Origin of the sequence: Microcoleus sp. bin48.metabat.b7b8b9.023 (genome assembly GCF_013299185.1) — a bacterium.
Lineage (GTDB): Bacteria > Cyanobacteriota > Cyanobacteriia > Cyanobacteriales > Microcoleaceae > Microcoleus.
Genome location: NZ_JAAFKG010000109.1, coordinates 1 through 8,307 on the forward strand (window position 1 = coordinate 1; position 8,307 = coordinate 8,307).

Genomic DNA, 8,307 nt, shown 5'->3' on the forward strand with positions numbered 1-8,307 from the left:
AGCTCGATCGCCTGCTTGTCAGCTCGATCGCCTGCTTGTCGGCTCGATCGCCTGATTGTTCGTATGATTGAATCAATGACGTGGCGATCGACTGACTCACTCTTTTAAGATACAAGGGGCGGGTTCGCCAAGGTCTTTGAAGCTTGCAGATAGCTTAAATAAACCCGCCCCCACCCCACAAATAACCCCCAAATACCCCCCTAAGATTGAGATTGCTGCAAGATTTGAGTAGGTACAAATAAAAGGGATGAGTAATTCAGACCTAGTATTACTCGATGTAACAAAATGTAAAACTCACCTAACGCCTTTCCGTGTTTTTTCTTTGTCTGTGTAATTAAGAACTATCATGGGATGAGAGATTGAGGAATATCCCATGATTAGTCTGTTGTTAGTGGACGATCAGCAGCTTATCTGCCAAGGGCTCAAGGCTATGTTAAGCCTAGAATCAGATTTAGAAGTGGTTGGAATTGCCCATAACGGTAAAGCTGCCCTAGAGCAAGTCGAAGCTCTCCAACCCGATGTTGTATTAATGGATTTGAAAATGCCCGTGATGGATGGTAGAGAAGCAACTCGCCTGATCTGCCAGTCGTTTCCCAACACGAGTGTCTTGGTTTTAACTACCTTTGATGACGATGGATACATTGTTGATGCGATGCGGGCCGGGGCTAAGGGCTATTTATTGAAAGATATGCCGTCGGAAGAGTTAGCACAGGCAATTCGTTTGGTGCGATCGGGTTACACTCAACTGGCGCCTGGTTTAATGGACAAGCTAATGACAGGATTTGGTGCTGCACCTACGACTCCAACACCTACTACTCAACCCTCGAAACTTCCTGATCTGGCACAATTAACCCCGCGGGAACAAGAGGTATTGCGGTTGATTGGTAAGGGTTTAACCAATCGAGATATTGCCCAGCAGTTATTTATTTCTGAGGGAACGGTGAAAACCCATGTCACTCATTTACTGAATCGGTTGAATTTGCGAAATCGATCGCAGTTGGCAATTTACGCTAATTCTGCGATCGCCACCTGAATCATTTGAAAAATTTATTGTTTTTTTATTAACCGCAGAGAGCGCAGAGGGCGCAGAGAGTTGGAATAGAGAGGCTGCACAATCCCGCTCGGATTACCGCTGCATACTTTACGTCAGCTACAATCATATTATCCTGGATGGAATTGCGATATTTTTGGTGAAGCTATGCTGATAACAGAAGCCCCTTTTACGCTCCGCAAATGGACAGTTAAAGAATATCACAAGCTGGGAGAGATGGGATTTTTTCACCCAGAGGAGCGAGTTGAACTACTTTCAGGAAATATCATCACAATCAGTGATAAAGGAACTGCTAACACTTCCGCCACGAGACGCACTGCTAATGTACTGCGAGATATTCTGGGAAATCAGATTGATGTTTATTACAAAAGCCCGATCGCCCTTGACGACAATTCTGAACCTGAACCGGATATCGCTGTAGTAATAATAGATCCGTTTGACTACGCTACTCACCATCCGATTCCCTCAGAAGTATATCTAATTATCGAAGTAGCAGATAGCAGTTTGGCTTACGATCGCGAAGTTAAATCCAAAATCTACGCGCGATCGCGAATTGCCGACTATTGGGTATTAAATGTGAATGAGAGACAACTGCACGTTTTCCGAGAACCCACTGAAGATGGATATCAAAGCGAAGTCATTCTTGAGGAAACTGCCAGCATTTCACCGCTCCAATTTCCCGCTGTTAATATCGCAATTGGGGAAATGCTGCCACCTATTATATCAAATTGAAAACCGATATCAAACTAATCCAATAATTGCCGTCGGTTTTGATCCAATACGGTTCAGATAAAACGGCGGTTGAAATAACGGAAGACTCAGAATATCACGTAATTTTAACCGCCTACTCTTCAACCCACGGAGGTGGGTTTTGTCTGTGTAGACGCGGTTTCAACCGCCGTCTTATCTACTCTTCAACCCACGGAGGTGGGTTTTGTCTGTGTAGACGCGGTTTCAACCGCCGTCTTATCTACTCTTCAACCCACGGAGGTGGGTTTTGTCTGTGTAGACGCGGTTTCAACCGCCGTCTTATCTTATCTTATTAACCTAATCGCTTTCGAGGATGCTAGCCAGCAAAGCTTGCTGGGCGTGCATCCGATTTTCCGCTTGATCCCAAACGCGCGATCGCGAACCTTCAATCACCGCATCGGTAATCTCTTCATCTCGGTGTGCCGGCAAACAGTGTAGTACGATAGCATTGCGATCGGCCATTTCTACCAGTCGCTCGTTTACCTGATAAGGCTCAAACAAAGGAATCCTGAGTTTAGCTTCCTCTTCCTGTCCCATACTTGCCCAAACATCAGTGTAAATGACTTGAGTATTCTTAGCAGCAGCTTCCGCATCAGCAGTCACAGTAACTTCTGTTTTGCCATTCGCGATCGCCTGAGCTTTTGCCACTATCTCAGGATTTGGGAGGAAATCTTCAGGACAAGCAATTCTGACATTCATCCCCATCATTGCACACCCCAACATCAGCGAATTTGCCATGTTGTTGCCGTCCCCAAAATAAGTCAGCGTCAGTCCTTCCAGCTTTCCAAAACACTCTTTGACTGTCATTAAATCAGCCAGCACTTGACATGGATGTTCGTCATCTGTCAGAGCATTAATTACAGGAATTTTGGCATAATTGGCAAAGGTTACTAAATCCTTTTGCTCAAAAGTCCGAATTGCCAAAATATCTAAATATCGGTCTAAAACCCTGGCTGTATCTACCAAAGGTTCGCCACGGCTGACTTGTGTTACATTGGGATTGAGGTCGATTACTTGCCCTCCCAATTTATACATTGCCACCGTAAAACTCACCCGGGTTCGTGTCGAAGCTTTGGAAAATAACAAGCCGAGAACTTTGTTGCGTTTCAGCTTGACCATTCCCGATTTTAAACTGGTTGCGAGATCCAGTAAATAATTTAATTCGTCAATGCTTAAATCGGCCAGACTTAATAAATCTCGCCCTTTTAATGAGTCCATGCTTTCCCCTACACACAAATTTTCAACTGTTAATAAAAACGGTTCGTAGTGAGGACTTTAGTCCTCTAATTCAGAGGACTAAAGTCCTCACTACGAACCTTACTTTTTGCGAGCGATTGGACTCGCAACAGCGGGCTTTTGGCGAGCCCCTCTCCCAGGGTTTTAAACTGCGGGCAATTGCTCGATCGCGCGATCGATCGAATCACAACCTTGCTCAACCGTTTCTACTACAGCCAACACACCCCGCAATTCCGCAGCACCGGGGAAGCCCTTAGCATACCAGGTTAAGTGCTTGCGCGCTTGAGAGACACCGCTTTCACCTTTGTATTCCCACAAAGCCCGCAGATGTTCCTTAGCACATTCGAGAAGTTCAATTGGTGTCGGAGGTATCTTTTCTACACCTGTTTTCAAGAAATAATCGACTTCTCCCACCAAGAATGGATAGCCCAAAGTTCCCCGCGAACACATCACTCCGTCGGCGCCAGTTTCTTCGAGACAGCGCACCGCTGCTTCCACTGAAAAAATGTCTCCGTTACCAATCACGGGAATCGATAAAACTTCCTTAACGCGGCGAATCCACTCCCATTTTGCCGGGCCGGTGTAACCTTGCGATCGCGTGCGGCCGTGGACGGTAATCATTTTTGCTCCCGCATCCTCCATCCGCTTAGCAAATTCCAAAATATTAATTTCTTTGTCAGTCCAACCGATGCGAGTTTTCACCGTCACAGGAACATCTACAGCATCCACAACCGCCCGCACAATTGCTTCGGCATTTTCCGGATCTCGCAGCAGCGAAGAACCGCCGCCGTTTTTAGTAATTTTGTTAACGGGACAGCCCATATTAATATCAACTGTATCCGCTCCTTCTGCCACAGCTTTCTGCGCCGCTTCCGCCAAGAAATTCGGCCGACAGTCAAACAATTGAATGCTAATCGGGCGCTCGTTTGGATCGATTTCCATAATTCGCGGCAGTTGCTTCACGTAGTGCAAACCTGTAGCGTTGACCATTTCGGTGTACATCATCGAATCCGGGGCATAGCGGCGCACCAGGCGGCGAAATACCAAATCGGTTACGCCGGATAAGGGCGATTGCAGGACGCGACTTTTGACTTCTAAGTCGCCGATTTTCAGCGGAGTTGCTAATCTTTCTTTTAATTCTGGAGATAGGGTAAGCATAGTCGATCGCACTTTTAATTATAATATCTGTATATTCCAATACGTTTCTCTTAGCGCTGTTTATTGCCCGGAGATCCCCCTCGCATCCCCCTTAAGAAGGGGGACTTTGAAAATACTCTTGTCCCCCCCTTAACAAGGGGGAGTAGGGGGCAAGCTAAGGGGGGATCAGTCTTAAGTGAACCGTATTGCTGTATATTATACTACAATTTTGGTATTTGACAGTTGTTCATTATATTTTTAGCCGATGATTGAGTGACAGCTAAAAGTATATTTAACCAGACTGCAATGCCTATTTGAAAGGGACTTCCCAAAATTTAACTGTTGTCAAACTAAAACCCAAAGCCGAACCCGGACAACATTTAAATCTATTTCTCGCTGTCGCTTGACTTTTGAGCTATCTATGGGGCGTTGCCACCAATGGGCGATCTACCTACTAAAACTGTCGCGCAAGTCACTTTTTTATTCCTTAATTCTGCCACAGTCTTCTGCCTGTCGGAGGGTTCCGCCTTCAGACGAGTAATGCTTAAATTTATTGGGATTCTGCAAAAGCCATACATAACATCGTTTTAAACTACAATTGGTTGATTCCCGACTAGCCCGATCGCACATTATAAAAATTGTAGAGAATTCCTATGGATGCCACAGCACTCTGGCAACGCTACCAAGACTGGCTTTACTATCACTCTGGATTGGGGCTTTACCTCGACATCAGTCGCATGGGATTTGACGACGCTTTCGTCGCCACAATGAAACCCAAATTTGACAAAGCTTTCAAAGACATGGCAACTTTGGAAGCAGGCGCGATCGCCAATCCCGACGAAAACCGCATGGTGGGCCACTACTGGCTGCGAAACCCCGATTTAGCTCCCACTCCAGAATTAAAACAAGAAATAGTCGAAGGCGTATCACAAGTCGAAGAATTTGTCAAAAAAGTTCAAAGTCGCGATATTAAACCGCCATTTGCTCCGCAATTTACCGATATTATCTCGATCGGCATTGGCGGTTCTGCCCTCGGCCCTCAATTCGTCGCCGAAGCGTTATCCCCAGATATTGGGCCCCTAGCAATTCATTTTATCGACAACACAGATCCGGCTGGGATCGATCGCATCCTCAACAAAATCAAAGACAAACTCAGCAGCACCTTAGTAATTACTATCTCCAAATCCGGCGGCACCCCCGAGCCCCGCAACGGCATGATCGAAGTTCAAAAAGCCTTCGCCGCCCAAAAACTCGACTTCGCCAAACAGGCAATTGCCATCACCGGCACAGACAGCCAACTAGACAAATTAGCCAAATCCGAAGGCTGGATTGCCAGCTTCCCCATGTCAGACTGGGTGGGAGGACGCACTTCGGAACTCTCAGCCGTAGGACTTTTGCCAGCAGCTTTGCAAGGCATAGACATTCGGGCGATGCTCGATGGCGCTAAAGTCATGGACGAAGCTACCAGAATTCCCGACATTAAAAACAATCCCGCTGCCCTTTTAGCCCTCTCCTGGTATTTTGCCTGCAACGGACGCGGCGAGAAAGACATGGTAGTTTTGCCTTACAAAGATTCCCTGCTATTGTTCAGCCGCTATTTGCAGCAATTAGTCATGGAATCGATCGGCAAAGAAAAAGATTTAGACGGCAACACAGTTTATCAAGGAATCTCAGTCTACGGCAACAAAGGCAGTACCGACCAACACGCCTACGTCCAGCAACTCCGAGAAGGCGTGCCGAATTTCTTCCTAACATTTATCGAAGTTTTGGAAGACAGGCAAGGAATTTCTCCAGAAGTAGAACCGGGCGTCACCTCGGGAGATTATTTATCTGGTTTGTTGCAGGGAACTCGACAAGCTTTGTACGAAAATCATCGAGATTCAATCACCGTCACAATTCCCCAAGTCAACCCTCGGACAGTAGGAGCATTAATCGCCCTCTACGAAAGAGCCGTAGGTTTTTACGGTTCCTTGGTAAATGTCAATGCCTATCACCAGCCAGGGGTTGAAGCCGGTAAAAAAGCGGCCGCTGCTGTGTTGGATTTGCAGCAACTGGTGCTGCAAGTTATCAAAGACGCTCCAACACCTCTGTCTGTATCAGAAATAGCAAAAAAAGCCGGAAGACCAGAGCAAATCGAGACAATTTACAAAACTCTGCGGCATTTGGCAGCCAACGGGCGCGGCGTAGCTTTGCAGGGAACATTAGCGCAACCTGGTACTTTAACTGCAACTTATCAGAGAGATGGGTCTAAAACCCCTTCTTGAGTGGCCGGCTTTTCGCCATTGTTCAGTAAAATAACAAATCCATCTTCACAAATGAATATGGTAAAATAAACACATCAGACAAGATTTAAAAACCTACCCCCTCCCGGTGGGAAAGTCTACGCCCAAAACATTTTGAGGAGACATGACTACGCACTTAATCGTGTAAACGCAGTCAGCGAAAGGAACCCTAACAATAGGGATATTTTGACAGAAATGTCTTAAAAATCCCCGTACCTTGATATTCGGGGAGTGTCAACAACAGAATTAAACAGTAGAATTAAAAATTAAAAGTGATTAATTTCACTTTTGATTTTTAATGTTTAATTTTTAATGTCCGCCCATGCCCTTGACGATTCTGGTTGCTGACGACGATTTCGCGACGCGCTTGTCGATTACCGATTATCTGGAAATTACGGGATACTCTGTAATCGCTGCTGAGAACGGCAAAGATGCTTTAGGCTTGGTAGAGGAATTTCAGCCACATTTGATTGTTACCGACATTACAATGCCCGAGATGGATGGCTACGAATTCGTGCGTCGAGTTCGGACTCGTCCCGCCTTCCGATTGCTACCGGTGATTTTTTTGACGGAACGCACGAGCACGCAGGAACGGATTCGGGGCTATCAGATGGGGTGCGACAATTATCTGGCTAAGCCTTTTGAACTCCCGGAATTGGGGGCGGTAATTCGCTCTTTGCTCGATCGCTACGCTCTAATTGCTCAGGCACCGTCTCGTTCCCCCGAACCCGAACAGATGCCAACAGCGACAGGTATCATCGCCAATGACCAGCCTCAAACTGATTTTTTAACTCAAAAACCAGAAACGCGCGATTCCCTACGGGATAGCTCGTTCGCGCGGGTATATGGCACTGGCGATGCTCCGAATTTGACGCAACGAGAGCAGGAAGTGCTAGATTTGGTGACAGAAGGTCTTTCTAATGTTCAAATCGGCGATCGGCTCCACCTCAGTCCTCGCACCATCGAAAAGCACGTCAGCAGCTTGTTCAGAAAAACTGAAAGCAACAACCGGGCAGAACTGGTTCGCTTTGCGATGGAACACCATTTGGTCGGTAATTGGTAATTGTTCAGTTGACAGTTGACAGTTGACAGTTGACAGTTGACCGCTTGAGGGCACTTGATAAAGAAATGAAGAGGATTTGAGTAATAAATAGTCTGATTTTAATTTCGCCTGGGCGGGCGGGCTTTAAACCACTTCTTTCTGGTAATTGGTAATTGTTAATTGGTAATTGTTAATTGTTCCTGACTGATAACGTATTCCAACAAACCCTCCGAAGCGTCCAGCAGCAAATCAATTACCCGATCGAATCCCTCCGGCCCACCGTAGTAAGGATCGGGAACTTCCTTCAAGTCGTGCGATCGGCAAAATTCGCACATCAAGCGTACTTTATCTTTATATTTTCCCGCAGTATCAACAGCAAGAATATTGCGATAATTGTCGCGATCCATCGCCAAAATCAAATCAAAATTTTCAAAATCTTTCCTGTTAAATTGGCGGGCTTCGCCTAACAATTCAATCTTGCGCTTCCTCGCCGCCAACGCCATGCGGTTGTCAGGGGGGCTGCCAATGTGATAGCCGCCAGTTCCGGCTGAATCGCAGGTGATGCGATCGCTCAAACCAGCTTGTTTAATTAAGTGATTCATAATATTTTCTGCTGAGGGCGATCGGCAGATGTTGCCAAGGCAGACAAACAATAATTTAGTCATTAGTTATTTGTTATTTGGTAATTGCTCAACTAGGGGAAAAAATGGAGCCATCAATAGAGAGAGCTTGTTGAATAGATTGATAAGCAGTTAAACCCTGACGCTTGCCAGTATTAACAACCGAACGAACTGCTGCAAACAAATCTC

The 8,307-nt window shown here is 46.1% G+C and carries 7 protein-coding genes; 4 read left to right on the plus strand and 3 right to left on the minus strand.

Annotated elements, in window-relative coordinates:
* The first annotated feature begins 373 nt into the window (after nt 1-373).
* Entirely contained in the window at nt 374-1,033 is a 660-nt protein-coding gene (locus QZW82_RS31640) for a response regulator transcription factor (protein WP_293158197.1), read from the plus strand.
* Between the two features lie 165 nt (nt 1,034-1,198).
* The gene (locus QZW82_RS31645) at nt 1,199-1,783 is read left to right on the plus strand and encodes a Uma2 family endonuclease (RefSeq protein WP_293158200.1); all 585 of its coding nucleotides are present in this window, start codon (nt 1,199-1,201) and stop codon (nt 1,781-1,783) included.
* Between the two features lie 315 nt (nt 1,784-2,098).
* On the opposite strand, the gene argF is transcribed toward QZW82_RS31645, so the two are convergent.
* Both argF and dusB read right to left on the minus strand, forming a co-directional pair.
* Complete coding sequence (gene argF, locus QZW82_RS31650) at nt 2,099-3,019, minus strand: ornithine carbamoyltransferase (protein WP_293158202.1); 921 nt, start codon at nt 3,017-3,019, stop codon at nt 2,099-2,101.
* Nucleotides 3,020-3,181: 162 nt separating this feature from the next.
* Nucleotides 3,182-4,195 (minus strand): tRNA dihydrouridine synthase DusB, encoded by a 1,014-nt coding sequence (gene dusB, locus QZW82_RS31655; RefSeq protein WP_293158204.1) that lies wholly within the window; start codon nt 4,193-4,195, stop codon nt 3,182-3,184.
* Between the two features lie 632 nt (nt 4,196-4,827).
* Here dusB and QZW82_RS31660 point away from each other — a divergent pair.
* Nucleotides 4,828-6,438, plus strand: a complete 1,611-nt coding sequence (locus QZW82_RS31660; protein WP_293158207.1) for a glucose-6-phosphate isomerase — start codon at nt 4,828-4,830, stop codon at nt 6,436-6,438.
* A gap of 340 nt (nt 6,439-6,778) precedes the next feature.
* The gene (locus tag QZW82_RS31665; protein ID WP_293158210.1) at nt 6,779-7,519 is read left to right on the plus strand and encodes a response regulator transcription factor; all 741 of its coding nucleotides are present in this window, start codon (nt 6,779-6,781) and stop codon (nt 7,517-7,519) included.
* Between the two features lie 155 nt (nt 7,520-7,674).
* Here the strand turns inward: QZW82_RS31665 and QZW82_RS31670 are convergent, their stop codons facing one another.
* A complete protein-coding gene (locus tag QZW82_RS31670) occupies nt 7,675-8,163 on the minus strand; it encodes a low molecular weight protein-tyrosine-phosphatase (protein ID WP_293158213.1) in 489 nt (162 codons plus the stop codon).
* Between the last annotated feature and the right edge of the window lie 144 nt (nt 8,164-8,307).

Bases quoted from the DNA above. Each gene is read 5' to 3' on its own strand.
- argF (WP_293158202.1), bottom strand. From the start codon at position 3,019: ATGGACTCATTAAAAGGGCGAGATTTATTAAGTCTGGCCGATTTAAGC.
- QZW82_RS31665 (WP_293158210.1), top strand. From the start codon at position 6,779: ATGCCCTTGACGATTCTGGTTGCTGACGACGATTTCGCGACGCGCTTG.
- QZW82_RS31670 (WP_293158213.1), bottom strand. From the start codon at position 8,163: ATGACTAAATTATTGTTTGTCTGCCTTGGCAACATCTGCCGATCGCCC.
- QZW82_RS31640 (WP_293158197.1), top strand. From the start codon at position 374: ATGATTAGTCTGTTGTTAGTGGACGATCAGCAGCTTATCTGCCAAGGG.
- QZW82_RS31660 (WP_293158207.1), top strand. From the start codon at position 4,828: ATGGATGCCACAGCACTCTGGCAACGCTACCAAGACTGGCTTTACTAT.
- dusB (WP_293158204.1), bottom strand. From the start codon at position 4,195: ATGCTTACCCTATCTCCAGAATTAAAAGAAAGATTAGCAACTCCGCTG.
- QZW82_RS31645 (WP_293158200.1), top strand. From the start codon at position 1,199: ATGCTGATAACAGAAGCCCCTTTTACGCTCCGCAAATGGACAGTTAAA.